The sequence below is a fragment of the Microbacterium sp. zg-Y1090 genome (assembly GCF_030246945.1).
GTDB lineage: Bacteria > Actinomycetota > Actinomycetes > Actinomycetales > Microbacteriaceae > Microbacterium > Microbacterium wangruii.
In genome coordinates this window covers 2,220,442-2,246,416 of record NZ_CP126742.1, presented here as the reverse complement: position 1 = coordinate 2,246,416, position 25,975 = coordinate 2,220,442, and the positions used below count along the sequence as shown (strand labels likewise).

The 25,975-nt window shown below is 70.1% G+C and carries 23 protein-coding genes; 18 read left to right on the top strand and 5 right to left on the bottom strand.

Annotated features, from left to right (window positions below; genetic code table 11):
* The first annotated feature begins 35 nt into the window (after positions 1 to 35).
* Together QNO26_RS10690 and QNO26_RS10685 are read left to right on the top strand one after the other, a co-directional pair.
* Positions 36 to 2,189: a DEAD/DEAH box helicase gene (locus QNO26_RS10690; protein WP_257533302.1), complete on the top strand. Its 2,154-nt coding sequence runs from the start codon at positions 36 to 38 to the stop codon at positions 2,187 to 2,189.
* 170 nt (positions 2,190 to 2,359) lie between these two features.
* Positions 2,360 to 3,388 carry a 6-phosphofructokinase gene (locus QNO26_RS10685; RefSeq protein WP_257533290.1) on the top strand — a complete coding sequence of 343 codons (1,029 nt, stop codon included), beginning with the start codon at positions 2,360 to 2,362 and terminating at the stop codon, positions 3,386 to 3,388.
* A 106-nt stretch (positions 3,389 to 3,494) separates the two neighbouring features.
* Here the strand turns inward: QNO26_RS10685 and QNO26_RS10680 are convergent, their stop codons facing one another.
* Positions 3,495 to 5,630, bottom strand: coding sequence for a S9 family peptidase (locus QNO26_RS10680; RefSeq protein ID WP_257638245.1), 2,136 nt, complete (start codon positions 5,628 to 5,630; stop codon positions 3,495 to 3,497).
* A 197-nt stretch (positions 5,631 to 5,827) separates the two neighbouring features.
* On the opposite strand from QNO26_RS10680, the gene QNO26_RS10675 reads away from it, so the two are divergent.
* The 5 genes from QNO26_RS10675 (at position 5,828) to QNO26_RS10655 (ending at position 10,607) form a co-directional block, all read left to right on the top strand.
* Complete coding sequence (locus QNO26_RS10675; protein ID WP_257533286.1) at positions 5,828 to 7,093, top strand: inorganic phosphate transporter; 1,266 nt, start codon at positions 5,828 to 5,830, stop codon at positions 7,091 to 7,093.
* The gene (locus QNO26_RS10670) at positions 7,090 to 7,425 is read left to right on the top strand and encodes a peptidase (protein ID WP_257533284.1); all 336 of its coding nucleotides are present in this window, start codon (positions 7,090 to 7,092) and stop codon (positions 7,423 to 7,425) included. The genes QNO26_RS10675 and QNO26_RS10670 overlap by 4 nt, the downstream gene beginning before the upstream one ends.
* A gap of 61 nt (positions 7,426 to 7,486) precedes the next feature.
* Positions 7,487 to 8,392 (top strand): phosphodiesterase, encoded by a 906-nt coding sequence (locus tag QNO26_RS10665; RefSeq protein ID WP_257638246.1) that lies wholly within the window; start codon positions 7,487 to 7,489, stop codon positions 8,390 to 8,392.
* A gap of 84 nt (positions 8,393 to 8,476) precedes the next feature.
* Entirely contained in the window at positions 8,477 to 9,940 is a 1,464-nt protein-coding gene (locus QNO26_RS10660; RefSeq protein WP_257533280.1) for an aspartate ammonia-lyase, read from the top strand.
* A 106-nt stretch (positions 9,941 to 10,046) separates the two neighbouring features.
* Positions 10,047 to 10,607, top strand: coding sequence for a DUF4190 domain-containing protein (locus QNO26_RS10655; protein WP_257638247.1), 561 nt, complete (start codon positions 10,047 to 10,049; stop codon positions 10,605 to 10,607).
* 42 nt (positions 10,608 to 10,649) lie between these two features.
* Here QNO26_RS10655 and QNO26_RS10650 read toward each other — a convergent pair whose 3' ends face one another.
* Positions 10,650 to 11,516 carry a fumarylacetoacetate hydrolase family protein gene (locus QNO26_RS10650; RefSeq protein WP_257533276.1) on the bottom strand — a complete coding sequence of 289 codons (867 nt, stop codon included), beginning with the start codon at positions 11,514 to 11,516 and terminating at the stop codon, positions 10,650 to 10,652.
* Positions 11,517 to 11,580: 64 nt separating this feature from the next.
* Here QNO26_RS10650 and QNO26_RS10645 point away from each other — a divergent pair, with 64 nt between their 5' ends.
* The 4 genes from QNO26_RS10645 to QNO26_RS10630 all read left to right on the top strand — a co-directional run bounded on the left by QNO26_RS10645 (position 11,581) and on the right by QNO26_RS10630 (position 15,142).
* Complete coding sequence (locus tag QNO26_RS10645; RefSeq protein WP_257533275.1) at positions 11,581 to 12,750, top strand: PrsW family intramembrane metalloprotease; 1,170 nt, start codon at positions 11,581 to 11,583, stop codon at positions 12,748 to 12,750.
* A 166-nt stretch (positions 12,751 to 12,916) separates the two neighbouring features.
* Complete coding sequence (locus QNO26_RS10640; protein WP_257533272.1) at positions 12,917 to 13,285, top strand: FKBP-type peptidyl-prolyl cis-trans isomerase; 369 nt, start codon at positions 12,917 to 12,919, stop codon at positions 13,283 to 13,285.
* A 145-nt stretch (positions 13,286 to 13,430) separates the two neighbouring features.
* On the top strand, positions 13,431 to 14,480 hold the full coding sequence (locus tag QNO26_RS10635; RefSeq protein WP_257533270.1) for a DUF2776 family protein: 1,050 nt from the start codon (positions 13,431 to 13,433) through the stop codon (positions 14,478 to 14,480).
* A 92-nt stretch (positions 14,481 to 14,572) separates the two neighbouring features.
* Entirely contained in the window at positions 14,573 to 15,142 is a 570-nt protein-coding gene (locus QNO26_RS10630) for a YceI family protein (RefSeq protein WP_257533268.1), read from the top strand.
* Positions 15,143 to 15,177: 35 nt separating this feature from the next.
* Here QNO26_RS10630 and QNO26_RS10625 read toward each other — a convergent pair whose 3' ends face one another.
* Positions 15,178 to 16,131, bottom strand: a complete 954-nt coding sequence (locus tag QNO26_RS10625) for a DMT family transporter (protein WP_374679355.1) — start codon at positions 16,129 to 16,131, stop codon at positions 15,178 to 15,180.
* A gap of 218 nt (positions 16,132 to 16,349) precedes the next feature.
* Between QNO26_RS10625 and rpsO the strand changes: the two genes are divergently transcribed.
* A complete protein-coding gene (gene rpsO, locus QNO26_RS10620) occupies positions 16,350 to 16,619 on the top strand; it encodes a 30S ribosomal protein S15 (protein WP_017830938.1) in 270 nt (89 codons plus the stop codon).
* Positions 16,620 to 16,696: 77 nt separating this feature from the next.
* Here the strand turns inward: rpsO and QNO26_RS10615 are convergent, their stop codons facing one another.
* A complete protein-coding gene (locus tag QNO26_RS10615; RefSeq protein WP_257638248.1) occupies positions 16,697 to 17,860 on the bottom strand; it encodes an acyltransferase family protein in 1,164 nt (387 codons plus the stop codon).
* Between the two features lie 166 nt (positions 17,861 to 18,026).
* On the opposite strand from QNO26_RS10615, the gene QNO26_RS10610 reads away from it, so the two are divergent.
* From QNO26_RS10610 to QNO26_RS10600, 3 genes are all read left to right on the top strand, one after another.
* A complete protein-coding gene (locus QNO26_RS10610) occupies positions 18,027 to 19,226 on the top strand; it encodes an LLM class flavin-dependent oxidoreductase (RefSeq protein ID WP_257533298.1) in 1,200 nt (399 codons plus the stop codon).
* The gene (locus QNO26_RS10605) at positions 19,223 to 19,867 is read left to right on the top strand and encodes an FMN reductase (protein WP_257533262.1); all 645 of its coding nucleotides are present in this window, start codon (positions 19,223 to 19,225) and stop codon (positions 19,865 to 19,867) included. Before QNO26_RS10610 ends, QNO26_RS10605 begins: the two co-directional genes overlap by 4 nt.
* Positions 19,868 to 19,947: 80 nt before the next feature.
* A complete protein-coding gene (locus QNO26_RS10600; RefSeq protein WP_257533260.1) occupies positions 19,948 to 21,099 on the top strand; it encodes a N(5)-(carboxyethyl)ornithine synthase in 1,152 nt (383 codons plus the stop codon).
* An 8-nt stretch (positions 21,100 to 21,107) separates the two neighbouring features.
* Here the strand turns inward: QNO26_RS10600 and QNO26_RS10595 are convergent, their stop codons facing one another.
* The gene (locus QNO26_RS10595; protein ID WP_257533258.1) at positions 21,108 to 21,293 is read right to left on the bottom strand and encodes a DUF5302 domain-containing protein; all 186 of its coding nucleotides are present in this window, start codon (positions 21,291 to 21,293) and stop codon (positions 21,108 to 21,110) included.
* Positions 21,294 to 21,609: 316 nt separating this feature from the next.
* Between QNO26_RS10595 and QNO26_RS10590 the strand changes: the two genes are divergently transcribed.
* From QNO26_RS10590 to QNO26_RS10580, 3 genes are all read left to right on the top strand, one after another.
* Positions 21,610 to 23,874 carry a polyribonucleotide nucleotidyltransferase gene (locus tag QNO26_RS10590; protein WP_257533256.1) on the top strand — a complete coding sequence of 755 codons (2,265 nt, stop codon included), beginning with the start codon at positions 21,610 to 21,612 and terminating at the stop codon, positions 23,872 to 23,874.
* Between the two features lie 239 nt (positions 23,875 to 24,113).
* The gene (locus tag QNO26_RS10585; RefSeq protein WP_374679356.1) at positions 24,114 to 25,145 is read left to right on the top strand and encodes an aldo/keto reductase; all 1,032 of its coding nucleotides are present in this window, start codon (positions 24,114 to 24,116) and stop codon (positions 25,143 to 25,145) included.
* Between the two features lie 68 nt (positions 25,146 to 25,213).
* Entirely contained in the window at positions 25,214 to 25,813 is a 600-nt protein-coding gene (locus QNO26_RS10580) for a histidine phosphatase family protein (protein WP_257533254.1), read from the top strand.
* Positions 25,814 to 25,975: the final 162 nt, after the last annotated feature.

The following is a 25,975-nucleotide window of genomic DNA, read 5'->3' as shown; positions in this document are numbered from 1 at the left end:
TCCCGAGGCATCCGGCATCCACGCCCAGGAGGAGCATGCCGCCCACGGCACCCGCCGCGCAGTCCACGTCGCGCCGCAGGAAGAACACGTCATCCCGACGCGATGACGAAGCGCCCATCATCCCGATCCTCGCCCGCAAGGTGCGCGAGGTCGAGGCGAAGTCCCAGCGCGGCAAGCTGGGACCCACCAACCGCGTGAAGTTCCAGGTGATCGCGTTCCTCGTCCGCGAGGAGCGCGCCCGGGTCAAGGCCGACACCGAGGTCACCGACGCCGCACGCGCCGAGCTGCTGAAGCGGCTCGACGGAGTGGCGACGATCCTCGCGAAGACCGCCGCGCGCGACACCTCGCTGATCCAGCTGCTCGAGGTCGACCAGGCCACGTCGCCGGTCGCCAAGCGCATGCGGCGGGACTGGCTGCTGGAATCGGGGGCGGAGCTTCCGCCGGACGAGCTCATCATCACCGACACCGTGCCCGTCGCGGCGCCCGTGGTCCCCGCCGCCATGAGCTCACGGCAGGTCGTGCCGCCGCAGGTCGAAGCACGCCGCGAGGCGAACCCGTTCCTGGCGCCGGACCTCCACCGCCGCAACCCCGCGGACACCCCTCGTCGCCGACTCGACGGCTGGGAGCTCATGGGCCCGCTGTACAAGGCGTTCGAGACCGGCGCCGGCGGCAGCGCGGCCTCGATGGACCTGCCCCCCATGCCGGAGTTCGATCGCCTGTCGCCCAAGGGCCTGGAGATCATGCCGCACCAGTCGCGGTTCCTGGAGTCGGTGCGTCACGGCCACCGCAGCTTCCTGCTGGCCGACGAGCCGGGTCTGGGAAAGACCGCGGAGTCGGTGCTGGCGGCATCCGTCGCCGACGCCTACCCGCTGCTGGTGGTCGTCCCCAACGTCGTCAAGATGAACTGGGCGCGCGAGGTGCACCGCTGGACGCCGCAGCGGCGCGCGACGGTCATCCAGGGTGACGGGGAGGACCTCGACGCGTTCGCCGACGTCTTCATCGTCAACTACGAGATCCTCGACCGCCACCTGTCCTGGCTCAGCTCGATCGGGCTGAAGGGCATGGTCGTCGACGAGGCCCACTTCATCAAGAACCTCTCGTCGCAGCGTTCGCAGAACGTGCTGGCGCTGGCGGGCCGCATCCGCGAGCAGACGAGCGACCCGCTCATGCTGGCGCTGACGGGAACCCCGCTGATCAACGACGTCGAGGACTTCGATGCGATCTGGCGGTTCCTCGGCTGGACCAACGGCGAGAAGCCCGGCCCCGAGCTGATGGAGAAGCTCGACGCGACGGGATTGACTCCGGCGGACAAGGCGTTCTACCCCGAGGCGCGGGAAGCGGTCATCTCGATGGGGATCGTGCGGCGCAAGAAGAAGGACGTCGCCGCGGACCTCCCCGACAAGCTGATCGCCGATCTCCCGGTGGAGCTGGACGACGAGTTCGGCCGCTCGATCAGGGCTGCGGAGCGCGAGCTGGGCGACCGTCTCGCGGCGAAGTACCGCCGCATCCTCGAAGCGCGTGGGGACCGGGTGTTCCTGGGCGACTTCGACGAGGACATCGTGCGGCTCGTCGCGCACAACGAGCTCGAAGAGGCCAAGGCCGCGGGTTCCGGCTCGGAGAACGTCTTCACCATGGTGCGGCGCATCGGCCAGGCCAAGGCGCTGCTCGCGGCGGACTACGCCGTGCAGCTGCAGCGGTCGGTGGGCAAGGTCGTCTTCTTCGCCAAGCACATCGACGTCATGGATGCCGCCGAGGCGCACTTCGCCGCGGCAGGGCTGCGCACCGTCTCGATCCGCGGCGACCAGACGACGCCCGCGCGCCAGGAGGCCATCGACGCGTTCAACAACGACCCGGGAGTGGGCATCGCGGTGTGCTCGCTGACGGCAGCCGGCGTGGGACTCAACCTGCAGGCGGCATCCAACGTCGTGCTCGCGGAGCTGTCGTGGACGGCGGCCGAGCAGACGCAGGCGATCGACCGCGTGCACCGCATCGGTCAGGGTGAGCCGGTCACGGCGTGGCGCATCATCGCGGCCCACACGATCGACACGAAGATCGCGGAGCTCATCGACTCGAAGCAGGGGCTCGCGGCCCGCGCACTGGACGGCGAGGCGGCGGAGGCGGCATCGACGGACTCGGTGCAGCTGTCGGCTCTCATGCATCTGCTGCGGCGGTCGCTCGGCGGCAGCTGACGCGCCGCTGCCGCCATCGTGGCCACAGATGGACGCGGCCCCGCCCCCCGGCGGGGCCGCGTCGCATTTCCTCCGGCCCGCGCGTCTGGCAGGCGACGGCGGGCGCCGATAGTGTCGAGGAAGGCAACGTGGCCGTACACATCACTGAAAGCTGACAGCAAGGACGTTCCATGAAGATCGGCATCCTCACCAGCGGCGGCGACTGCCCGGGCCTGAACGCGGTCATCCGCGGCGTCGTGCTCAAGGGCACGACCACCTACGACCTCGAGTTCGTCGGGATCCGCGACGGCTGGCGGGGCGTGGTGGACGCGGACTTCTTCCCGCTGACCCGCCACGAGGTGAAGGGCCTGTCCAAGGTCGGCGGCACCATCCTCGGCACCAGCCGCACGAACCCCTACGAGGGCCCCCGCGGCGGCGCGGAGAACATCGCCAAGACGCTCTACGGTCACCGCATCGACGGCATCATCGCCATCGGCGGCGAGGGCACCCTTGCCGCCGCGAACCGGCTGTCCAAGGACGGCATCAACGTGCTCGGCGTGCCCAAGACGATCGACAACGACCTGCGGGCCACCGACTACTCGTTCGGCTTCGACACGGCGGTCAACATCGCCACGGACGCGATGGACCGCCTGCGCACCACCGGCGACTCGCACCAGCGGTGCATGGTCGCCGAGGTCATGGGGCGTCACGTCGGCTGGATCGCCCTGCACGCCGGCATGGCCGCGGGCGCACACGTCATCTGCATCCCCGAGGTGCCGATGTCGATCGACGACATCTGCGAGCAGGTGTCCAAGGCCCACGACCGCGGCCGTGCGCCGCTGGTGGTCGTCTCGGAGGGCTTCAAGCTGAGCGGCATGGACGAGGCGTACAGCGACAAGGGCCTCGACGCCTTCAACCGCCCCCGCCTGGGCGGAATCGGCGAGATCATCGCGCCCGAGATCGAGCGCATCACCGGCATCGAGACGCGCGCGACGGTCCTCGGCCACATCCAGCGGGGTGGTTCGCCCTCGGCGTTCGACCGCGTGCTGGCGACCCGCCTGGGGCTGCACGCCGCAGACGCCATCGTCGATGGCGCGTGGGGCCAGATGGTGTCGATGAAGGGCACCGACATCGTGCGCGTCTCGTTCGAGGAGGCCCTCGGCGAGCTCAACACCGTGCCGCTGTACCGCTACGAAGAGGCTGCCGCGCTCTTCGGCTGACCTCGCGTCGTTGCGACCCCGGATCCCGGGAGACCGCCCCTGTCACGGGGAGGGCTCCCGGGATCACGGCGTTCCGGGGGCGGCGACGACCGCTGATCCCGCCCGCTCACGCGGGGTCGGCGACCCCCAGCACCTCCAGCAGCCACGCGAGCTCGAATGCGCGCTCCTTCCAGGAGTTGTAGCGCCCCGAGACGCCGCCGTGGCCGGCGACCATCTCGCACTTCAGCAGCGCATCGGCGCCGACCTCGCGCAGGCGCGCGACCCACTTGGCCGGCTCGACGTAGAGCACCCGGGTGTCATTGAGGGACGTCACGGCGAGGATGCGCGGGTAGGTGACGCCCTCGCGGACGTTCTCGTAGGGAGAGTACGACTTCATGTAGGCGTACACGTCGGCGTCGTGGAGGGGATCGCCCCACTCGTCCCACTCGATCACCGTCAGCGGCAGCGACGGATCGAGGATCGTGGTGAGGGCGTCGACGAAGGGCACCCCGGCCAGGATGCCGGCGAACAGCTCCGGTGCCAGGTTCGCCACCGCACCCATCAGCAGCCCGCCCGCCGAGCCGCCCTCGGCCACCATCCGGTCGGGGGAGGTGTAGCCGGCGGCCACCAGGTGCCGAGCGGCGTCCACGAAGTCGGTGAACGTGTTGCGCTTGTGCAGCAGCTTGCCGTCCTCGTACCACTGACGGCCCATCTCGCCGCCGCCGCGCACGTGGGCGACGGCGAAGACGACGCCGCGGTCCAGCAGCGACAGCCGCGCGACGGAGAAGCCGGGGTCGATGGAATGCTCGTAGGAGCCGTACCCGTAGAGGTGCAGCGGGCGGGGTCCCTCGGAGCCGGGGGTGCCGAACGAGCGCTTCCACACCAGCGACACCGGCACCTGCGTGCCGTCGGCGGCCGTCGCCCACACGCGCTCCTGCGCGTAGTCGGCGGCGACGTAGCCGCCCAGCACCGGCTGGCGCTTGCGCAGCAGCATCTCGCCGGTCGCCACGACGTAGTCGTACACCGTGCCGGGCGTGACGAAGGAGCCGTATCCCAGGCGCAGCACGGGCGGAGCCCACTCCGGGTTGCCCGACAGCCCCACGCTGTACAGCGGCTCGTCGAACGGGATCTCGTCGAGCGCCTCGGTGCTGTAGTCGAGCATCGCGAGCCGCTCGAGACCGTCGCGGCGGTAGCCGGCGACCGCCCAGTCGCGGAACGTCGAGACGCCCAGCAGGCGCCGACCGGGCTCATGCGGGATGACGGTGGCCCGGGCACCCGCGGGATCCGCGGCCGCGACCCGCACGAGCTCGAAGTCCAGCGCGCCGTCGTTGTGCAGCACGTACAGCACATCCTCGCCGTCGACGACCGCGTGCTCCGAGGAGTACTCCACGCCGTCGCGACGCGGCCACACCACGCGCGGGGCGCCCCGCAGGTCGTCGGCATCCAGCAGCCATTCCTCCGACGTCACCGATGAGCCCAGCTCGACCATCAGGAACCGGCGGCTGTGGGTGAAGCCCGCCCCGACCCAGTACCGCTCGTCGGGCTCGGAGAAGATCCGGGCGTCTTCGGCGACGGGTGTGCCCAGTTCGTGCAGCCACACCGTGTCGGGTCGCCATGCGTCGTCGACGGTCGTGTAGACGATGAACCGGGCGTCGGGGGAGAAGGTCGCGCCGGCGAACGTGCCGGGGATCTCGTCGGGGAGCGTCTCGCCGGTGGCGAGGTCGCGCACCCGCACCGTGTAGCGCTCGTCGCCTTCGACGTCGACGCCATACAGCAGCAGGGCGCCGTCGTCGCTGACCTCGAAGCTGCCGAGCGAGAAGAAGTCGTTGCCCTCGGCTTCGACGTTGCCGTCGAGCAGGACCTGCTCGCCGGGGACGGGCGTGCCGGGCGTGAGCGCCGGCGGGGTCCAGTCCTCGGGGGATGCCAGGGGGGCGCGGCAGTGGATCGCGTACTGCCGGCCCTCCTCGGTGCGGGCGTAGTACCACCAGCTTCCGCGCCGCGTCGGCACCGACAGGTCGGTCTCGAGGGTGCGGCCCTTGATCTCCTCGAAGATCCGCTCGCGCAGCGGCGCCAGATGCGCGGTGCGGGCTTCGGTGTAGGCGTTCTCGGCTTCGAGGTGGGCGATCACCCCCGGGTCGTCCTTGGCTCGCAGCCATTCGTACGCGTCGACGACGGTATCGCCGTGGTGCGTGCGCTCCCGCGGACGCCGTTCGGCGACGGGGGGAGCGGGGGAGTCCTGGGGCGTCTGCGCGGTGGCGGTCACCCTCTCACGCTAGTCGGCCCCGCGCGCCGCGCCTGAACGTCGCCGCAGAACAGCGCCGGTCGGTAAGAATCGCGGGCGCGGATGTGCGAAGATTTCTGTCGGCTCGGTAAACGGAGCACAACTACCCGCTGAACTGTTCGTTCGCACGGCCGACATCGTCGGCACCCTTCCCCCCATCTCCTGACGGAAAGCGAACGGTGGAAACCGCAGCCCTCATCGTCGTGCTGGTGATCGCACTGGCGCTCTTCTTCGACTTCACCAACGGCTTCCACGACACCGCCAACGCGATGGCCACGCCCATCGCGACCGGTGCCCTCAAGCCCAAGACCGCGGTGCTGCTGGCCGCCGTCCTCAACCTCGTCGGCGCGTTCCTTTCCACCGAGGTGGCCAAGACCATCTCGGGAGGGATCATCCGCGAGGAGGAGATCTCCGCCTCGATCTTCCCGTCGATCATCTTCGCCGGCCTCATCGGCGCGATCACCTGGAACATGCTCACCTGGCTGCTGGGCCTGCCCTCCAGCTCGTCGCACGCGCTGTTCGGCGGCCTCATCGGCGCGACCCTCGTCGGGGCGAGCGCAGCGGCCATCGATGTGGGCGTGGTGATGTCGAAGGTCGTGCTCCCGGCGCTGATCGCGCCGCTCACGGCCGGCATCATCGCGTTCACGGTCACCAAGCTCGCCTACGCGATGACCCGCCGCTACGACAACAAGCCCGACGGCCGCGACGGGTTCCGCTGGGGACAGATCTTCACGTCGTCGCTCGTCGCGCTGGCGCACGGCACCAACGACGCGCAGAAGACGATGGGTGTCATCACCCTCGCGCTCATCACCGTCGGCTGGCAGACCGCCGCGCAGCCTCAGCTCTGGGTGATCGTCGCGTGCGCCGTGACCATCGCGCTCGGCACCTACATGGGCGGCTGGCGCATCATCCGCACGCTCGGCAAGGGTCTCACCGACGTCAAGCCGGCGCAGGGCTTCTCCGCCGAGGCGTCCACGGCGTCCACGATCCTCGCCTCCAGCGCCCTGGGCTTCGCCCTGTCGACGACGCAGGTCGCCTCGGGATCGGTCATCGGGTCGGGTCTCGGCCGGCGCGGCTCGAAGGTGCGCTGGCGCACGGTGGGGCGCATCATGGTCGGCTGGCTGCTGACCCTGCCGGCCGCCGGCGCGGTCGGCGCGCTCGCCGCCCTCGTCGTGGTGTGGCTGGGCCAGGTCGTCGGCGTGCTGGTCGGTGCTGTCGCGGCCATCGCGATCATCCTGGCCATCTTCCTGCGCTCGCGTCGCAACGCCGTCACCTCCGCCAACGCGATGAGCGGGGTCGCCGAGTCCGCCGGGGCGGTCAAGGTCAAGCGCAACCCGCCGCCCACCCGCCGGCAGCGCGCGCTGCAGCGCCGCGAGGCGAAGGCGGCGAAGGCGGCGAAGGAGGCCGCGCGCACGCGGGGCGACGGCGGGGAGGAAGGCCGATGAACATCGCGATCAACTGGGTGGCCTTCGCCGAGGTCTTCATCGCCGCCCTCATCGCCGCGGTCGTGGTGGTGGGCTTCTACGCGCTGGGTCTTCGGATGCTGGTGCGCGCCGGCCGTGCGCCCGTCGTGGCGCCGGCGGAGTTCACCGACGCCATCACGGTGATCAGTGAGAAGCAGGCGCGGCGTGCGGCGAAGGCGGCCGCCAAGTCGGCAGCCCGCAGTCCGCTCAGCGACGGCGAGAAGACCCTCGCCCTGGTCGGCGCGTACGCCTCGTTCTCCGTCTGCGGCCTGGCCGTTCTCGGCGGGCTGCTCATCATCCTCTTCAACCACTGACGTCCGCCGGCGCGTTGCGCGCCACCGTGTGACGTCGGCGGCCCCACCTAGACTTTCGGCCATGCAACCAGTGCAGTGGGGAAGCCATCCGCCGGCACGTCGCGTGATCGTGCACCTGAGCGACACGCACCTGCTCGGGCGCGGAGCGCGCCTGGCCGGCAGGTTCGACGTCACCGCGAACCTCGACGCCACGCTGGCTGCCGTCGAGCGGCTGGGGGTGCGTCCCGACGCCCTGGTGTTCACCGGCGACCTCACCGATCTCGGCGAGCCCGAGGCGTACCGGGCGCTCCGCGCCGCCGTCGAGCCGGTGGCCGCACGACTGGGCGCGCCGGTCGTGTGGGTCGCCGGCAACCACGACGAACGCCCCGAACTGCGACGCGACCTGCTCGGGCTGCCGGCCAGCCAGGAGCCGGTGACCGGCGTGTGGGACCTGGGTGGCCTGCGTCTCATCGCCCTCGACACCACCGTTCCCGGCTGGCACCACGGAGACCTCGACGCGACCCAGCTCGATTGGCTGCGCGCGCAGCTGCGACACCCCGCGCCGCTGGGCACCCTGCTGGCGATGCACCACCCGCCGCTTCCCAGCCACATCCCCCTCTTCGACATCCTCGAGCTGCGCCACCAGGCGTCGCTGGCCGAGGCCATCGCCGGCACGGACGTGCGCGGCATCCTCGCCGGCCACCTGCACTATTCGACGTCGGGCACGTTCGCCGGCGTCCCCGTGAGCGTCGCATCCGCCACCTGCTACACGATGAACCTGCAGCGGCCGCCGGAAGAGGTCAACGGCATGGATGCCGCGCAGGCGTTCCACCTGGTGCACGTCTACGACGACACGATCACGCACTCCGTCGTCCCCGTCGTCGACGCCCCCACGGGGGACTTCTTCAGCGCCGAGTGGGTCCAGCGCATGGACGCGCTCACCGCGGAGGAGCGGATGGAGGCGTTCTCGCGCAAGCCGGCCCGCTGAGCCGGCCCGGGTCGGTGGTGCGGGGTCCGCGGGTAGGCTCAGTGGCATCTATCACACCGCCGTGAGCACCCACAAGGACGCACCATGACACTCGACGACACCCCTCCGACCCGCACCGAGACCGACTCGTTGGGATCGATGGAGATTCCCGCCGACGCCTACTGGGGGGTGCACACCGCACGGGCGCTGGCGAACTTCCCCATCTCCCAGCGGCCGATCTCGGTCTACCGCGACCTGGTGTGCGCGCTGGCCATGGTCAAGCAGGCCTCCGCGCGGGCGAATCTCGAGATCGGGGTGCTCGACGCCGAACGGGCCGACCTCATCGACCGGGCTGCGCAGCGGGTGATCGAGGGCGAGTTCCACGATCAGTTCGTCGTCGGCGTCGTGCAGGGCGGGGCGGGGACGTCCACCAACATGAACGCCAACGAGGTCATCACCAACGTGGCGCTCGAGATGGCGGGCCGGCCCAAGGGCGACTACGCCTTCCTGTCGCCGATCGACCACACCAACCGCAGCCAGTCCACCAACGACGTCTACCCCACCGCGATCAAGGTGGGGCTGGGGCTGGACCTGCGCACGCTGCTCGAGGAGCTCGACCTGCTGCGGCAGTCCTTCCTGGCGAAGGCGGTCGAGTTCCACGACGTGCTGAAGGTGGGGCGCACGCAGCTGCAGGACGCCGTGCCGATGACGCTCGGGCAGGAGTTCCACGGATTCGCCACCACGCTCGGCGAGGACCACTCCAGGCTCACCGAGAACGCGTCGCTGCTGTACGAGATCAACATGGGCGCCACCGCCATCGGCACCGGCATCACGGCGCATCCGGGGTACTCCCGGGCCGTGCTTCGTCACCTGCGTGAGATCTCCGGGCTCGACCTGGAGACCGCGGTGGACCTCGTCGAATCCACCAGCGACACCGGCTCGTTCATGTCGTTCTCGTCGTCGCTCAAGCGCAACGCCATCAAGCTGTCGAAGATCAGCAACGACCTGCGGCTGCTCTCCAGCGGTCCTCAGGCGGGATTCGGCGAGATCAACCTGCCACCGCGTCAGGCCGGCTCCAGCATCATGCCCGGCAAGGTCAACCCCGTCATCCCGGAGGTGGTGAACCAGGTCGCGTTCTCGGTCGCGGGAGCCGATCTGACCATCACGATGGCCGTCGAGGGCGGGCAGCTGCAGCTGAACGCGTTCGAGCCGATCATCGCGCACTCGCTGTTCCAGTCGATCACGTGGATGCGCCGCGCGATGCGCACGCTGCGGGTCAACTGCGTCGACGGCATCACCGCCAACCGCAAGCGCCTGGGCGCCATGGTGGGCTCGTCGGTCGGCGTCGTGACGGCGCTGACGCCCTTCATCGGGTATGCCGCCGCGGCTGCGCTGGCCAAGACCGCGCTGCTGACGGGGCGCAACGTCGGCGACCTGGTCGTGGAGGCAGGCCTCATGACTCGCGCCGACGTCGACAAGCAGCTGTCGCCGGCACGCCTGTCGGGACTCGAGACGGCGACCGCCGCGATTCCCATCGTCACGGCCGCCGATAGCATCATCGAGGCCTGAACGCGTGCGGTTGTCGCGCGGCGCACCGCCCCGCTAGCGTCGACACGACCTTTGCGCGACCATCACAACGCGACCGTCACACACGACGTTCCGATCGAGGAGAGACATGTCCGACCCCCAGAACCCCAACGAGCCGACGCCTGAGCACGCCGGCGACGCGGCTGCGCAGCCCGTGGGCGAGCCGGCTGCTCCGCCCGTGGGCGATGCACCCCTGGCGCCGCCGCAGGCGCCGCCGGCCTACTCCGCCGCCCCGTCCTACGGCGGCGCGCCGGCCTACGGCGCACCGCCGGCGTACGACCCCAACGCCGCGCCGGCGTACTCCGCCGCACCCACCTACCCTGGTGCGCCGGGCGCTCCCGCCGGCTACGGCCCCGACGCCCCCGTGCCGGGCAAGACCCTCGGCATCGTGGCGTTCGTGCTGTCGTTCTTCGCCCAGCCGGTCAGCCTCATCCTCGGCATCGTGGCGCTCGTGCAGAGCAAGAAGGCCGGCGTCAAGAACAACTGGGCCCTCGCAGCGATCATCATCAGCGCCGTGCTGCTGGTGCTGTCGATCATCCTCGTGATCGTGCTCGTCACCGTCGTCTTCGGGGCGTACAACGAGGCCTGCGATCAGCTCGGATCCGGCATCTGGCAGCTGACCGACGGCACGACCATCACCTGCGACTGAGCGTCGCCGGCCGACCCCCGTGCACCGCGAGGTGCGCGGGGGTCAGTCGTTGATGCGGCAGTGCGTGGTCAGCTCACCGATGCCCTCGACGCCCACGGTGACCGTGGAACGGTCGCGCAGGAAGATCTGGGGATCGCGTGAGTACCCCGCTCCGCCGGGGCTCCCCGTGGAGATGAGGGTGCCCGGCAGCAGGGTCGCCGACGCGGAGAGGTGAGACACCAGCGTGGCGACGGAGCGGATCATCTGGCCGGTGCTGGCATCCTGCACCGTCTGGCCGTCGACGACAGCCCAGATGTGCAGGTTCTGCGGGTCGGGGATCTCGTCGGCGGTCACGACGTAGGGGCCGGTCGGGGTGAACCCGTCGAACGACTTGCAGCGCGACCACTGGGCCTCGGAGAACTGGATGTCGCGGGCCGTGATGTCGTTGACGACGGTGTAGCCCCAGACGTGGTCGAGCGCGTCGTCGGGGGAGACGTCCTTCGCGGGCCGGCCGATGATCACGCCGAGCTCGGCTTCGTAGTCGACCGATTCGCTCAGCGACCGCGGCCATGTGGTCGTCGCCCCGTGCGCCGTGAGGGAGTTGGGCCACAGCACGAAGACCGTCGGGGCCGTGTCGGCCTTGAGCCCCAGCTCGCTGGAGTGCGCGGCGTAGTTCAGGCCGATGGCGAGCACGACCGGTGGGTCCAGCACCGCCGACGCGAACGACAGACCCGCCACCGGATGCCAGGTCGTCGCGGCGTCGGCCGCGTCGCGCACCCGCGACAGCAGGTCGTCGCCGCCGGCGATCAGTTCCGGCAGCAGCCCGGGAGCACCCGGGAACAGCTCGTCGACGAGGGCGACGGTGCCGTCGCGGACGACGGCCAGCCGGGGCGGCGTCCCCGCGGACGTGATCACGTGGGCGAAGCGCATCGTTTCAGGCTACCGGTGCGCCGGTGCCCGGGGCCGCCGGCGATCGGCCTCTAGGCTGTGCGTCGTGCCGTACACCTCCGCGCTGTCCCAGCCCCACCCCGGCCAGGCGGCGCCCATCGCGCCGGCGCCCGCGTCGCCGCCGGTGGTGCCGGTTCCCGCGCGGCGCGGGCGCAGCGCGCCCATCTGGATCATGGGCGTCCTGGTGCTGCTGCTGGTCGGGCTCGTGGCGTATCTGCTGACGTTCCTCGGCGCTGCGGCGTCGGTGATCGGCATGCTGCTGGCCCTCGTGCCGCTGGTGGGCGTGCTGCTGGCGGTGCGGATCGTCGACCGATGGGAGCCGGAGCCGGCATCGCTGGTGGTCTTCGCCGTCGCGTGGGGCGCCATCGCCGCCGTGGCGATCACGCTGCTGGTGGACCTGCTCGTCGTGCGGGCGATCGGCGCCGACGGCTCGGCGGCCCGCGAGGCGTTCTCGACGGTCGTGCAGGCGCCGCTGGTGGAGGAGGCGGCCAAGGGACTGGGGGTGCTGGCGATCTTCGCCTTCGCCCGTCGGGCCTTCGACGGCCCCGTCGACGGGATCGTCTACGGCGCGCTGGTCGGTGCGGGCTTCGCCTTCACCGAGAACATCCTGTACTTCGCCACCAGCCTGCTCCAGGGCGGGGTCGCCGAGACGACGGTGACCTTCTTCGTCCGCGGCATCCTCTCGCCGTTCGCGCACGTGATGTTCACCGCCGTCACCGGCTACGCCCTCGGCCGGGCGGCGCGCCGCGGCGCCGGCGTCGCCGCGACGACCCGCCCGTGGCTGCTGGGCATGCTGGGCGCGGTGGTGCTGCACGCGGTGTGGAACGGGTCGGCGGTGTTCGCCGACTTCTTCGCCCTCTACGCCACCCTGCAGGTGCCGCTGTTCCTGCTGTTCATCCTCGGCGTCGTCCTGCTGCGGCGGGAGGAGGCCCGGCTGACGCGGGAGCGACTGGGGGAGTACGCCGCGGCGGGGTGGTTCACTGCGGGCGAGGTGGACATGCTCGCCACGGGCGCAGGCCGCCGGCGCGCACTGGCCTGGGCGCAGCGGCTCCCCGGCGACCGGCGAAGGGTGATGAAGGAGTACATCACGGATGCCACGGCGCTCGCCGCCGCGCGCGAGCGGGCGCTGTCGGGTCGTGACCCCCACGCCGCCGAGGACGAGCGGGTCTTCCTCGCCCGCGCGGTGTCGGCACGCACGGCGCTGTTCGGACGGTAGACCGGCAACGCCCAGAACGCGATTCAGCGCCCGGTGCCGCGGCGATGCCTGCGTGTCTCCCGGGCGCTGAATCGATCTGAGTCCCATGATCCTCGCGCGTCTTTCCGGTGTCAAGCCGACACGCGCTCGCGTTGACCCGCTCCGCCGGCTCCGGTTGGATGGGGGGATGACTGACAACCGCAGCAAGCCCGAATTCGACGCCCCCACCGGTCCCGCCCCCTCCGAACTGGTGATCCGCGACCTCATCGTGGGCGACGGTGCAGAGGCGAAGCCCGGCGACACCGTCACCGTCCACTACGCCGGCGTCGAGTACGACTCCGGCGAGGAGTTCGACTCGTCCTGGAGCCGCGGCGAGAGCATCCAGTTCCCGCTGCGCGGCCTCATCCAGGGCTGGCAGGACGGCATTCCCGGCATGAAGGTCGGCGGGCGTCGTGAGCTGATCATCCCGCCGCACCTGGCGTACGGTCCCGCCGGCGGCCACTTCCTCGGCGGCAAGACCCTCGTCTTCATCATCGACCTCCTCGCGGTCGGCTGACCCCGCGATACCCGAACGCTCAGAAGGGGCGGATGCTTCGGCATCCGCCCCTTCTGCGCGCTCGGCGGGCCTCTTGCGGCGTGCGATGGGCGGTCCTACGGTGTAGCCGCGCGCCGGCGGCGCGGGGCACGGAAGGACACGTCGCATGAACTTCGCCATCAGCATCCTGTTCCGCGCGATCCCGCTGCTCATGGGAGCGGTGTGCCTGAGCTTCGGGTGGTACGTCTTCGCCGGCGGCGACGACCCCGCCCACCGCACGGCCGGCCACGTGCTGGTGTCACTGACGGCCATCTGCATCGCGCTGTTCACGACGGCGGCGATGATCATCCGTCAGCTCACCCGCACCTTCGGCCCGCTCTGGAAGGTGGTGCTCCCGGTGCTCGGCTACGGCGTGGCGGCGACCACGGCGGTGTGGGGCCTGGTGCTGCGGGGCGGACCATCCAACGCCGACTTCGTCGCCGGCCACGTGGTGTTCGGCGTGGGGCTGATCGCCGCGTGCGTCACCACGGTCGCGGTGGCATCGAGCGCGTTCACCCTCATCACCGCCAACGCGGCGCGGCGGCACGAGGACGGCCCGCCCGCCGACGCCTACGGGCGGTCGGTGCTCGTGGCGCTGATCTGCATCCCCGCGGTGTGCGCGCTCGTGCTCATCGTCTGGGCCTCGGTCTTGCTGACGGACTCCGCCGAGGCGCCGCGGTACGTCGCGGGTCACGTCATGATGGGCCTTGGCGCGATCTGCGCCAGTCTGATCTCCCTGGTGGCGACGGTGGGCCGCCAGGTGCGCAACGAGTTCGACGAGCCGGAGAGATGGGCGTGGACCCTCTGGGTGCTGCTCATGGGCAGCGCCGCCATCCTCTGGGGCGTGGTCGTGCTGGTCGCTTCCGACCGCCCCGAGCGGCTCGCGCCCGGCTGCATTCTCATCGGCCTGGGGCTCGTCTGCTACAGCATCATCTCCAAGGTGTTCCTGCTGGCCTCGGTGTGGCGCCGGCACTTCGAGCTCGCCAACCGCGTGCCCCTCATCCCGGTCTTCACCTGCCTGGCCTGCCTGTTCTTCGCGGCGTTCCTCGCCGAGGCCGCGATCACCGACCCCGGGTTCTTCATCCCTGCCCGGGTTCTCACCGGCCTCGGGGCGGTGTGCTTCACCCTCTTCTCCATCGTGTCGATCCTCGAGGCGGGGACCTCGGGAAAATCCTGAGGATCAATTTCCATTCACGGGAATAGACACTCCGTCGCGGCCGTTCACCCTTCCCAGACGCCGGAACCGCCGGCCGCACGATGGAGGACCACATGACCGACGCGACGAGCGCCACCACGATCGAGATCCCCGGCTACAAGGCCGGCACCTGGGTGCTGGACCCCTCGCACAGCGAGGTGACGTTCAGCGTGCGTCACATGATGATCTCGAAGGTCCGCGGCACGTTCGACGTCAAGAGCGCCACCATCATCGCTCCCGAGAACCCCCTCGAGGTGAGCGTCGTGGCCTCGGCCGACGTCGCCTCGGTTAACACCAACGACGAGGGTCGCGACGCGCACCTGCGCTCGGCGGACTTCTTCGACGCCGAGAACCACCCGACGCTGGACTTCGTGTCCACCGGTGTGCGCGTGGAGAACGGCGACTTCCTCGTGGACGGCGACCTCACCATCCGCGGCATCACCCGCCCGGTGACCTTCGACCTCGACTTCGGCGGCTTCGGCGTCGACCCGTGGGGCAACTACAAGGCCGGCGCGACGGCCAAGACCGTCATCAACCGCGAGGACTTCGGTCTGGTGTGGAACGCGGCACTCGAGACCGGCGGCGTGCTGGTGGGCAAGGACGTCACGATCACGCTCGACCTGCAGGGTTCGCTCCAGGCCTGACGCCACGACGGGCGGATGCCGCAGACCTCCCGGGGTCAGGCGGCATCCGCCCGTCGCCGTCTGCGCGGCCGCAGGCGATCCTGCGCCAGCAGGATGCCGAGGAAGACCAGCACCGCGCCGGCCGGCTCGTTCCAGTGCAGTCGCTCGCCGAGCAGCACGATGCCCAGTGCCACTCCCACGACGGGCGTGATGTAGGTGACGGTCGATGTGCGGGTGGGCCCCCAGGCGCGCAGCACGTTCTGGTTCCAGATGTAGGCGACGCCCGTTCCTGCGCACCCGAGCGCCAGCAGGCTCAGGACGATCCAGAGGTCCACGCGCACGGGGGTCGCCGCCACGAGGGGCGTGAGGGCGAGCATGATGACGGCCGCGATGCCGATGTTGACGAAGGAGAACACCAGAGCGCTCATCCCGGAGTCGGCGACGAAGCGGCGCATGTACGCCAGGCTGAAGCCGTAGCAGGCGGTGGCGCCGAGGATGGCGAGCTGCGCGAGGAGGCTCTGCGACAGATCGAGTCCCTGCCACGGCGCGATGATCACCATCACCCCGGCCACGCCCACGAGGATGCCGGCGATCTGCACGGGCTTCAGGCGTTCGACGCGGAACACCGCCCACGCCATGACCGCGGTCATGATCGGCGTGGTGGCGTTGTAGATGCTCGCAAGGCCCGAGGTCACGTGCTGCTGCGCCCACGAGAACAGCAGGAACGGCACGACGCAGAACGACAGCGCCAGCACCGTCATGTGCCCCCAGACCCGCAGTCGGCGCGGCAGCCGGTCGCGGCGGGCGGCGACGAACAGTCCGAGGGTGAGCGCGCCGAGCACCAGCCGGCTCCACACCACCTGTGCAGGGGAGACGCCTTCGAGGGCGACCTTCATGAACAGGAAGCTCGATCCCCAGATGACGCCCGTCAGCACGAACTGCACGATGAGCACGCCCTGGCGGGGTGCCGCTACGCCGGCAACGGCGAGGGGAGCGGATGCGGTGGCCACGCCGTGACTCTAGCCCCGGGCGCCGACGTCGCCCCGGCCGGTCGGATGCGACGGCCGGAATCCGCCGATACCCGACCGGATCCCTGCGTCCCGCGTCCGGCATCTCACCGGCCGGGCGCCTGATAGACTCTCCAGGTTGCCGTTAGATCGGCCGCGGATAAAGAGAGCCCACGTATCAGGCGTCGGGCGCCGCGCAACGAGGAGAGAGGGGATCACCTATGGCACTGGAAGCAGACGTCAAGAAGGCGATCATCGAAGAGTACGCGACGCACCCCGGTGACACCGGATCCCCCGAGGTGCAGGTCGCGATGCTGACGCAGCGCATCAAGGACCTCACCGAGCACCTCAAGGAGCACAAGCACGACCACCACTCGCGTCGTGGGCTGTTCCTGCTCGTCGGTCAGCGCCGCCGTCTGCTCGGCTACCTCCAGGACATCGACATCGCGCGTTACCGCTCGCTGATCGAGCGTCTCGGACTGCGCCGCTAAGTCGCAACCAGCGTTCAATCGCGCAGAACTTCTTGAAGGCCGCCCCGGGTGTGGGGCGGCCTTCGTCGTCTGCGCGGTCAGCGCGACGCGCGGTCGCCGGGGGAGGAGCGTGGCCGGTCCGGTGCCCGCCGCGAGCCCGTCGGACCGTTGGCGTGCCCCTCGCGCTGCGCGAGGGTCGGGTCGGCGAACAGCCAGCGCGGGCGGGGTTCGACGAGCGGGCGGAACACCGTGCGCACCGGCCGGGTGGCCAGCCCCAGCGCGATGGCGACCGATGCCACGGCGACCAGGGGGAGCCAGAACCAGGTGGGATCGAGTCCGCGCAGCACGCCGGACTCGCGGAACGGGTACAGCACGAACGAGTGCAGCAGATAGACGTACATCGTGTACTGCCCGAAGCGGGTCCACCAGCGGTCCCGCCGGGGCACGAGGGTGAGGAAGGCCACCGTGAGCACCAGCGCGATCCCCATCAGCAGCAGTCGCACGCCGCCGGCCCACCAGTGCGCCGCGCCCAGGTCGGCGTACCCGCTGTCGTAGAACAGCCACGCCCTCAGCCCCATCTCCTGCCAGTCCGCCACGAAGAACCAGGCGGCCCAGCCTGCCGCCGCGATCACCCCCGCCGCTGCCACGACGACCCACCACGCCCGCGACCGCAGCAGGTCGAGCCTGGCGACGATGTCGCGGTCACGCAGCCACCAGCCCAGCGTGAAGAAGAACAGCAGGCCGAGGGTGCGCGACAGCGACAGCGTCGAGTCGATGCTCGGCAGGTAGCCCGCGCCCACCGAGACCGCGAGGGCCCACAGCAGCGGCTGCTTCAGCAGCGCCAGGTACGGCAGCACGAGGCGGAAGATGCCGAGGGCGAGCAGGAACCACAGCGTCCATGAGGGCTGTGTCGGGTCGGGGTTCGCCGAGCCCTCGATGATCCACTTGGTGAGGGTCCACAGTCCCTCGAAGACCAGGTACGGCGCGAGGATGTCGGTGATGACGCGGGCCATCTGGCGCTGGTTCGGAGGGCCGGCCTTGGAGAAGTAGCCGGAGATGATCGCGAAAGCCGGCATGTGGAAGGCGTAGACGAGCAGGTACACCGCCAGGGCGATATCGGAGTCGTACGTCAGCCGCTGCACGGCGTGCCCGAGCACGACGAGTGTGATGCACGCGAAGCGTGCGTTGTCCCAGAAAGGCACGCGCCGCTTCTGCCGGGCGGCCGGCTGCGCAGCGGCGCCGGGGGAGAGTGCGTCGTTCATCGCGGCCAGGCTACCCGCGGGTCCCATCTGGCCGGTGGGGCGTGCATCGGCGGGAATAACCTGGTATCCCACGCGTTGGACGAGGTATATTCATTTGCATAGAACGGGTGCCGACGGCATCCGGGAGCGGAGAGCGACCGTGGACGACACCAGCACCGGCACACAGATGCAGTTCGGCATCTTCACCGTCAGCGACATCACGCAGGACCCCACCACCGGTCGCACGCCCAGCGAGGCGGAGCGCATCCAGGAGACCCTCACGATCGCCGAGCACGCCGAGGCCGTCGGGCTCGACGTCTTCGCCCTGGGGGAGCACCACAACCCGCCGTTCTGGTCGTCCTCGCCCACGACGACGCTGGCGTACATCGCCGCGCGCACCGAGCGGCTCATCCTGTCGACGGCCACGACGCTCATCACCACGAACGACCCGGTGAAGATCGCCGAGGACTACGCCATGCTGCAGCACGTGTCGGGCGGGCGCATGGACCTCATGCTCGGCCGCGGCAACACCGGGCCGGTCTACCCGTGGTTCGGCAAGGACATCCGGCAGGGGCTTCCGCTCGCCATCGAGAACTACGCGCTGCTGCACAAGCTGTGGCGCGAGGACGTCGTGGACTGGGAGGGGAAGTTCCGCACGCCTCTGCAGGGATTCACCTCGACCCCGCGCCCGCTGGACGGGGTGGCGCCGTTCGTCTGGCACGGCTCGATCCGCACCCCCGAGATCGCCGAGCAGGCGGCGTACTACGGCGACGGCTTCTTCGCCAACAACATCTTCTGGCCGGCCGAGCACTACCAGCGCCTCATCGACCTGTACCGCCAGCGCTTCGCGCACTACGGCCACGGCACCCCGCAGCAGGCGATCGTGGGGCTGGGCGGACAGGCGTTCATGGCGAAGAACTCCCAGGATGCCGTGGCGCAGTTCCGTCCCTACTTCGACAACGCGCCGGTCTACGGACACGGCCCGTCGCTGGAGGACTTCAGCGAGATGACGCCGCTGACCGTCGGATCCCCGCAGCAGGTGATCGACCGCTATGCCGGCATGCGCGACATCTTCGGCGACTACCAGCGTCAGCTGTTCCTGATGGATCACGCCGGTCTTCCGCTGAAGACCGTGCTCGAGCAGCTGGACTTCCTCGGCGGGGAGGTCGTGCCGGTTCTGCGCAAGGAGTTCGCGGCGGATCGCCCGGCCGAGGTCCCCGACGCCCCCACCCACGCCGCACGGGTGGCGGCCACCTACGGAGACGCCGCTCCCCGCCAGGCCCGCCCGCGGGCCAACCGGGGGGACAACCTCAGCGGTCCTTCGCCCTACCAGGACGCGCCCGTCGGCGCGGGGGCGGCCTTCGGCCTGGGCGGCGGCGCGCGATGAGCGCCCGCCGCATCGCCGTGGTCTCGGCGGGGCTGTCCAACCCGTCCTCCACCCGCATGCTCGCCGATCGGCTGGCGGCGGCGACCCAGCGCGAACTGGCGGAGCGGGGCCAGGAGGTCCGCATCGACACCATCGAGCTGCGCGACCTCGCCCACGACGTCGTCAACAACCTGCTCACCGGCTTCGCGCCTCCGGCACTCGAGACCGCGATCAACACCGTGGTCTCGGCCGACGGCGTCATCGTCGTCACGCCGATCTTCTCGACGAGCTACTCGGGCCTGTTCAAGTCGTTCATCGACATCCTCGACCCCGACGCGCTCACCGGGATGCCGGTGCTCATCGGCGCCAACGCGGGGACCGCGCGCCACTCGCTGGCCATCGACTACGCCATCCGGCCGCTGTTCACGTACCTGCACGCGGAGCCCGTGAGCACGGGGGTGTTCGCCGCCTCGAGCGACTGGGGAGCGAGCCCGGACGACGTGGCTCCTCTGGCGGCTCGGATCGAACGGGGCGCCAAGGAGCTGGCCGAGGCGATCGCGCGGCGGCAGCCGTCGGCATCCCAGGACCCGTTCGACCCCAGCCGCTATCTGGGCGAGGGGCGCTCCTTCGGCCACCTGCTCGGGGGGCTGGCGGGGGAGTAGCGCGTCCGGGCCGATCGGGCGGCCCTGGTAGCGTCAGGGCACGGTGTCCGGTGGACTCCGGCAACGGGACGAGGACGCTCATGGCCGCACACCATCCGCACACGCTGGGCGTCGTCGGCGCCTCGCTCAAGCCGGACGAGCACCGCGTGCCCCTGCATCCGGGGCATCTGGAGCGCATCCCCGACGACCTGCGTCCGCACGTGCTGCTCGAGGCCGGCTACGGCGAGCGCTTCGGCGTGCCGGACGAGCAGCTCCGCCCGCTCGTGGGCGGTGTGCTGGGCCGCGACGAGCTCTTCGCCGCCGCGGACGTGCTTCTCCTGCCGAAGCCGCAGCACGCGGATGTGCAGCAGATGCGAGACGGTCAGACCCTCTGGGGCTGGCCGCACCTCGTGCAGGACGAGCACATGACGCAGCTCGCGCTGGACAAGTCCCTCACGATGATCGCGTTCGAGGCGATGAACCACTGGGGCAGTGACGGCACGTTCGGCCTCCACGTCTTCCACAAGAACAACGAGCTCGCGGGATACTGCTCCGTGATCCATGCGCTGCAGCTGTGCGGGTCCACCGGCGACTACGGGCGGCGCCTCAGCGCCGTCGTCATCGGCTTCGGCGCGACCGCCCGCGGCGCGGTCACCGCGCTGCACGCCCACGGCATCCACGATGTGCGGGTCCTCACCAACCGCGCGGCCGCCTCGGTCGCCGCACCCATCCACGCGACGCAGATCAGCCAGTTCGACCACGACGGTCCGTACGTCAGCGAGGTCATCACCGACGAGGGACGTGTTCCGCTCGCGCCCTTCCTCGCCGAGAGCGACATCGTCGTCAACTGCACCCTGCAGGACCCCAACCATCCCCTGCTGTATCTGCGCATCGAGGACCTCGCCGCCTTCCGCGACGGGAGCCTCATCGTGGATGTCTCCTGCGATGAGGGCATGGGGTTCGAGTGGGCGCGGCCGACCGGCTTCGCCGACCCGATGTTCACCGTCGGAGGCGGCATCAACTACTACGCGGTGGACCACAGCCCGTCGTACCTGTGGAACTCGGCGAGCTGGGAGATCAGCGAGGCGCTTCTGCCGTTCCTCCCCACGGTCATGGCGGGTCCGCAGGCGTGGGCGTCGAATGAGACCATCGCGCGGGCGATCGAGGTGCGCGACGGCGAAGTGCTCAACCCGGCGATCCTGGAGTTCCAGCACCGCCTCGCGGAGAAGCCGTACGCCGTGCAGACCCGCTGAGGGGCGGCTCAGCCGCTCTTGCGGCGGAACTCGCGCTTGAGGGAGGCGGGGCCGTGGCTCTCATGCACGGCCGAATCGGCGTCGAGATGCGCTTCGCCCTTGCGGTGCTGGGCGTTCTTCTTGTCCAGCGCCTCCTTGAACTTGCGCTTCATCTCCTCGGATGCCGCGTCGGCGGGCTTGTCAGGGGTGCTCATGGGGTCAACCCTAGGCGGACGATGCTCGGACGGCGACCACATATGTCGTTCGCACAGGGGCGCCTGATATGGTCGGTCAGGGTGCCCGTGTGGCATCCGCTCAATCGAATACTGAGCTCAGGGAGCAGGCCCGGCAGAAAGCTGGTCCCCTGTCGTGGATTCCCGTCCGTGAATCGGACGGTGGTCTTCAACTGGTGGCCAGCGCAGGCGGTCCTGCGGACTTGTTCCGCGCGCCCATATCTGCCTGTTCCTGCTCCTTCGAACGATCTCGTGCGCGAAACGCGCGTGCGAGTCTAAACAAAGAAGGAGAGACCTCTTGGAAGGTCCTGAAATCACCGCCGCCGAAGCCGTCCTGGACAACGGACGTTTCGGCACCCGCACCATCCGCTTCGAGACGGGCCGCCTCGCCCAGCAGGCGCAGGGCGCTGTCGCCGCCTACCTCGACGAGGAGACGATGCTCCTGTCGGCCACCAGCGCCGGCAAGCACCCCCGTGAAGGCTTCGACTTCTTCCCGCTGACCGTCGACGTCGAAGAGCGCTCGTACGCCGCGGGCAAGATCCCCGGCTCGTTCTTCCGCCGCGAGGGCCGCCCCTCCACCGAGGCGATCCTCGTGTGCCGCCTCATCGACCGCCCGCTGCGCCCCTCGTTCGTCGAGGGTCTGCGCAACGAGGTGCAGATCGTCGTGACCGTGCTGTCGATCGCCCCCGGCGAGTTCTACGACGCGCTCGCGATCAACGCGGCCTCGCTGTCGACCCAGATCTCGGGTCTGCCGTTCTCCGGTCCGATCGCCGGTGTGCGCCTCGCGCTCATGCCCGGTCACGGCGAGCACGCCGACCAGTGGATCGCGTTCCCCAAGGCCGAGCAGATGGAAGAGGCGGTCTTCGACCTCATCGTCGCCGGCCGCGTTCTGCCCGACGGCGACGTCGCGATCATGATGGTCGAGGCCGAGGCCACCGAGAACAGCTGGAACCTGATCAAGGCCGGCGCCACCAAGCCCAGCGAGGAGATCGTCGCGCAGGGTCTGGAAGCCGCCAAGCCCTTCATCAAGGAGCTCGTCGGCGCGCAGAACGTGGTGGCCAACACCGCCGCCAAGGAGATCAAGCAGTTCCCGGTCTTCCTGCCCTACAGCCAGGAGACCTACGACTTCGTCTCCGCGCGCGCACACGAGTCGCTCGTCCCGATCTACCAGATCGCCGACAAGCAGGAGCGTCAGGCTGCCGACGACGAGTTGAAGGACCGCGTCAAGGCCGAGCTCATCGCGGCGACCGAGGCCGGCGAGCTGCCGGCAGCGGCTCCGCTGGAGTTCGCCGCCGCGTACAAGTCGGTCACCAAGAAGATCGTGCGCGACCGCATCCTCTCCGAGGGCGTGCGTATGGACGGCCGCGGCCTGGCGGACATCCGTCCGCTGGACGCCGAGGTGCAGGTCATCCCGCGCGTGCACGGTTCGGCCATCTTCCAGCGCGGCGAGACCCAGATCCTGGGTGTCACCACGCTGAACATGCTCAAGATGGAGCAGCAGATCGACTCGCTGTCGCCCACGACGAGCAAGCGCTACATGCACCACTACAACTTCCCGCCCTACTCGACCGGTGAGACCGGCCGTGTCGGCAGCCCCAAGCGTCGCGAGATCGGGCACGGCTTCCTCGCCGAGCGCGCCCTCGTGCCGGTGCTGCCCAGCCGCGAGGAGTTCCCCTACGCGATCCGTCAGGTCTCCGAGGCGCTGAGCTCCAACGGCTCGACCTCGATGGGCTCGGTGTGCGCGTCGACCCTGTCGCTGCTGAACGCGGGTGTGCCGCTGCGCGCTCCCGTCGCCGGCATCGCGATGGGCCTGGTGTCGGCTGAGGTCGACGGTGAGACCCGCTACGCGGCGCTCACCGACATCCTCGGCGCCGAGGACGCCCTGGGTGACATGGACTTCAAGGTCGCCGGCACGAGCGAGTTCGTCACGGCGATCCAGCTCGACACGAAGCTCGACGGCATCCCGTCGTCGGTGCTGACCGCCGCGCTGCAGCAGGCCAAGGACGCGCGTATGACGATCCTCAGCGTGCTCAACGCCGCGATCGACGGTCCGGACGAGATGGCGCCGACGGCTCCGCGCGTGATCAGCGTGCAGATCCCCGTCGACAAGATCGGCGAGCTGATCGGGCCCAAGGGCAAGACGATCAACGCGATCCAGGACGAGACCGGCGCGCAGATCTCCATCGAGGAGGACGGCACCGTCTACATCGGCGCAACCGACGGCCCCGCCGCCGAGGCTGCCCGCGCCCAGGTGAACGCGATCGCCAACCCCACCAACCCGGAGGTCGGCGAGCAGTTCCTCGGCACCGTGGTGAAGCTGGCCGCGTTCGGCGCGTTCATCTCGCTGCTGCCCGGCAAGGACGGTCTGCTGCACATCAGCGAGGTGCGAAAGCTCGCCGGTGGCAAGCGCGTGGAGAACGTCGAAGACGTGCTCGGCGTCGGCCAGAAGCTGCTCGTGCGCATCACCAAGATCGACGACCGCGGCAAGCTGTCGCTGGAGCCGGTCGTGGAGGAGAGCGCCGACCAGGCCGCTCCCGCCGCTGAGGCACCGGTCGAAAGCTGACCCGAACGCCCCTCGCAGCGTCGTATCGGATGCCCGTTCCTCCTCGTGAGGGGCGGGCATCCGTCGTCTGTCCCCCGCATGGGGGACACCCGCCCGGGGTGTGACCGGAACGTTATGGAAAGTTCACCCGACGTGCCCCGCGGACGGTCGCGGTGTCGCCGGCCTGACCTACCCTCTAGGTAAGCGCCGGGGGCGCGGAGGAAGGCTCGGCATCCACTGCGGAATCCGAGGGGGGCGGTATGGCAATGTTCGGCGTCGGATCGACGGAGCCGCTCGCGCGCGTGCGCACGGACGTGTCGCTTTCGCATCCCTCATCCCCGATCCCGGTTCTGGGGCCTCCCGTCGGGCAGGGTGTGCGCGTGCCGCTCGGAGAATCGGGGCTGGAGGTGTTCCCCCTCATGCTCGGCGGCGCCGAATTCGGCTGGCACGTCGACCTCGAATCCAGCCACGCCATCCTGGACTCCTTTCTGGAGCGGGGCGGCAATGCGGTGCACACGTCCGACTCGCACTCCAGCGGGCGCAGCGAGCACATCATCGGCCAGTGGCTGCATTCGCGCGGCGTGCGCGACGACGTGGTGGTCGCGGTGCGCATCGGCGGGCACCCCGACCATCCGGGACTCGGGTCCGTGAACCTGGTGCGCGCCGTCGAGGCATCCCTCGCGCGGCTGCGCACCGACCGCATCGATGTGCTCTATCTCGACGGCGGCGCCGACGGGGCGACGGCGCTCGAAGACACCCTGGCGACGGTGGAGTGGCTCGTGGGCGCGGGCAAGGTGCGCACGGTCGGCGCCTTCGGCTTCACGGCGCCGCAGCTGGTCGAGGCGCGCATCCTCTCGTCGGCGGGGCTTCCGTGGCTCACCACGCTCGACGTTCCCTACAACCTGCTGCGCCGTGACGACTTCGAGGGCGATCTGCGGTTGGTCGCCGGAGCCCAGGGCATCGCGGTGACCCCGTCGCAGGCTCTCGAGCACGGTTTCCTCGCCGGCCACCACCGTTCCCGTGCCGACGTGGGCGGCTCGGTGCGGGGTGCGCAGCTCGCCAAGAACATGAACCGCCGGGGCGCCCGCACGCTGCGCGCGCTCGACGCGGTCGCCGCCGAACTGGGCGTGTCCGATGCCGCGGTCGCACTGGCCTGGCTTCTGGCGCAGAAGACGGTGGTCGCGCCCATCGTCAACGTGTACTCCACGGCGCACGTCGCGGAGCTGGCGCAGGGGGTGGGTGTGCGCCTGGGGCGCGGCCAGCTCGCCGACCTGGCGCGCGCCGCGGCCTGACCGAGGCACTGACGTAGGCTGGAATGGCGCGCTGCGGCGCGCGTTCCCCGAAGCGAGAAGCGAGAAGCGTGACGCAATACCTCTACCTCGTCCGCCACGGCGAGCACCTCGACGCCGAGCACGGCATCGATGACGGGCCGCTCTCACCCCGCGGCCAGCGTCAGGCCGCGCTTCTGGCCGACCGCCTGTCCGGCGTGCCGCTGACAGCCGTGTGGCACTCGCCCCTCGAGCGCGCGGCCGAGACCGCGCGTGCCGTCGCCGACCGGCTGCCGTCGGTCTCGCCGCAGCCGAACGCCCTGCTGTTCGACTGCGTGCCCACGGGCATGACCGAGGACACGCCGTCGATGTACGAGTCGTTCTTCGGCTCGTACACCGATGCGGAGATCGAGGCGGGGTCCGCGCAGATGGCCGACGCGGTGGGGGAGTTCCTGCGGCGCAAGCCCGACGCGCACGAGCTCATCATCACCCACAACTTCGTCATCGCCTGGTTCGTGCGTGAGGTGCTGCAGATGCCCACCTGGCGCTGGCTGACACTCAACCAGGCGCACTGCGGACTCACCGTCGTCGCCCAGCGCGCCGGACGGCCCTGGACGCTCATCTCCCACAACGACCTCGGGCACCTCCCGGTCGAGCTGCGCACGGGTCTGCCCGAGCTGCCGCCGGTCTGAGATGCTCCGCACGGCATCGATCCGATAACGGATGCCGCCCCGCGTCGAGACGCCGCGTTGCGTTGCGACACTCTGATACGCGGGGGTCATCCGACGCACGCCACATCATCCTCGAGAAGGATGCCGCGGTCTTCAGCGCTCGCCTAGCCTCACCGTTATGGA

What these genes read in the sequence shown, in the direction of transcription:
- QNO26_RS10630 (WP_257533268.1), top strand. Translation starts at nt 14,573, where the DNA reads ATGACCGACGCGACGAGCGCCACCACGATCGAGATCCCCGGCTACAAG.
- rpsO (WP_017830938.1), top strand. Translation starts at nt 16,350, where the DNA reads ATGGCACTGGAAGCAGACGTCAAGAAGGCGATCATCGAAGAGTACGCG.
- QNO26_RS10660 (WP_257533280.1), top strand. Translation starts at nt 8,477, where the DNA reads ATGACACTCGACGACACCCCTCCGACCCGCACCGAGACCGACTCGTTG.
- QNO26_RS10685 (WP_257533290.1), top strand. Translation starts at nt 2,360, where the DNA reads ATGAAGATCGGCATCCTCACCAGCGGCGGCGACTGCCCGGGCCTGAAC.
- QNO26_RS10665 (WP_257638246.1), top strand. Translation starts at nt 7,487, where the DNA reads ATGCAACCAGTGCAGTGGGGAAGCCATCCGCCGGCACGTCGCGTGATC.
- QNO26_RS10585 (WP_374679356.1), top strand. Translation starts at nt 24,114, where the DNA reads ATGGCAATGTTCGGCGTCGGATCGACGGAGCCGCTCGCGCGCGTGCGC.
- QNO26_RS10690 (WP_257533302.1), top strand. Translation starts at nt 36, where the DNA reads ATGCCGCCCACGGCACCCGCCGCGCAGTCCACGTCGCGCCGCAGGAAG.
- QNO26_RS10610 (WP_257533298.1), top strand. Translation starts at nt 18,027, where the DNA reads ATGCAGTTCGGCATCTTCACCGTCAGCGACATCACGCAGGACCCCACC.
- QNO26_RS10655 (WP_257638247.1), top strand. Translation starts at nt 10,047, where the DNA reads ATGTCCGACCCCCAGAACCCCAACGAGCCGACGCCTGAGCACGCCGGC.
- QNO26_RS10595 (WP_257533258.1), bottom strand. Translation starts at nt 21,293, where the DNA reads ATGAGCACCCCTGACAAGCCCGCCGACGCGGCATCCGAGGAGATGAAG.
- QNO26_RS10635 (WP_257533270.1), top strand. Translation starts at nt 13,431, where the DNA reads ATGAACTTCGCCATCAGCATCCTGTTCCGCGCGATCCCGCTGCTCATG.
- QNO26_RS10615 (WP_257638248.1), bottom strand. Translation starts at nt 17,860, where the DNA reads ATGAACGACGCACTCTCCCCCGGCGCCGCTGCGCAGCCGGCCGCCCGG.
- QNO26_RS10600 (WP_257533260.1), top strand. Translation starts at nt 19,948, where the DNA reads ATGGCCGCACACCATCCGCACACGCTGGGCGTCGTCGGCGCCTCGCTC.
- QNO26_RS10605 (WP_257533262.1), top strand. Translation starts at nt 19,223, where the DNA reads ATGAGCGCCCGCCGCATCGCCGTGGTCTCGGCGGGGCTGTCCAACCCG.
- QNO26_RS10640 (WP_257533272.1), top strand. Translation starts at nt 12,917, where the DNA reads ATGACTGACAACCGCAGCAAGCCCGAATTCGACGCCCCCACCGGTCCC.
- QNO26_RS10650 (WP_257533276.1), bottom strand. Translation starts at nt 11,516, where the DNA reads ATGCGCTTCGCCCACGTGATCACGTCCGCGGGGACGCCGCCCCGGCTG.
- QNO26_RS10670 (WP_257533284.1), top strand. Translation starts at nt 7,090, where the DNA reads ATGAACATCGCGATCAACTGGGTGGCCTTCGCCGAGGTCTTCATCGCC.